2 rRNA genes are annotated in these 1,159 nt (G+C 57.6%); both read left to right on the forward strand.

Annotated features, from left to right (window positions below):
* Positions 1 to 85, forward strand: a 16S ribosomal RNA gene (locus tag AB0L25_RS41045); the annotation flags it as partial.
* A gap of 441 nt (positions 86 to 526) precedes the next feature.
* A 23S ribosomal RNA gene (locus AB0L25_RS41050) occupies positions 527 to 1,159 on the forward strand; the annotation flags it as partial.

The raw sequence follows: 1,159 nt of genomic DNA on the forward strand, positions 1-1,159 counted from the left end.
GGAGCGGTCGAAGGTGGGGCCGGCGATTGGGACGAAGTCGTAACAAGGTAGCCGTACCGGAAGGTGCGGCTGGATCACCTCCTTTCTAAGGAGCACAAGCTGGCCGTCGTTGATTCCGCTTCGGTGGGGTGCGATGGTCGGTGGCTACTGTTGACGGCGAATGTTCGTCAGGTGGCTGCTCATAGATGTGGAGCACTGGCTACTCAGCCTGTCGGCTGTGCGGCTCGGCAAGTACCGCCTCACCCTCGTGGTGGGGAGTGGGAACGACGAGTTCCGGGCGGTCGGCAGGTTGGACACGCTGTTGGGTCCTGAGGAAACGGGCGCGAGCCCGGGAACTCTGGACTGCGGGACCAGACTCCGCAACCCCTTACCGGGGTTGTGGGCTGGTGGACCCGGTTGTTTTTTGAGAACTACACAGTGGACGCGAGCATCTCTGGTAGACGACGATGCTTGAGAGGTCGGATCTTCGGGTCCGGTTTTCTTGGGTGTTGTTGTTTATCTGCGATTTGTTTTGATCGTTTTGTGTGTTCAAGTTTTTAAGGGCATACGGTGGATGCCTTGGCATCAGGAGCCGATGAAGGACGTGGGAGCCTGCGATATGCCTCGGGGAGTCGGCAACCAGACTTTGATCCGGGGATTTCCGAATGGGGAAACCTGGCACCCGTCATGGGGTGTCGCCGCCGTCTGAATGTATAGGACGGTTGGTGGGAACGCGGGGAAGTGAAACATCTCAGTACCCGCAGGAAGAGAAAACAATAGTGATTCCGTGAGTAGTGGTGAGCGAAAGCGGATCAGCCTAAACCGTGCGCGTGTGATACCTGGTAGGGGTTGCGTGTGCGGGGTTGTGGGACCATCCTGTCGGATCTACCAGTCCGGCGAAGAGTTACAAAACATCGTGATAGTCGAATGGCATGGGAAGGCCGACCGTAGACGGTGAGAGTCCGGTAGACGAAATTGCGGTGTCTCTTGGGTGTGTTCCCGAGTAGCACGGGGCCCGTGAAATCCCGTGTGAATCTGCCACGACCACGTGGTAAGGCTGAATACTTCCTGATGACCGATAGCGGACCAGTACCGTGAGGGAAAGGTGAAAAGTGCCCCGGTGAGGGGTCGTGAAATAGTACCTGAAACCGTGTGCCTACAAGCCGTCAGAGCCTCCTCA

The organism is Spirillospora sp. NPDC052242, from assembly GCF_040679555.1.
In the GTDB taxonomy this organism is placed as follows: Bacteria; Actinomycetota; Actinomycetes; order Streptosporangiales; family Streptosporangiaceae; genus Spirillospora.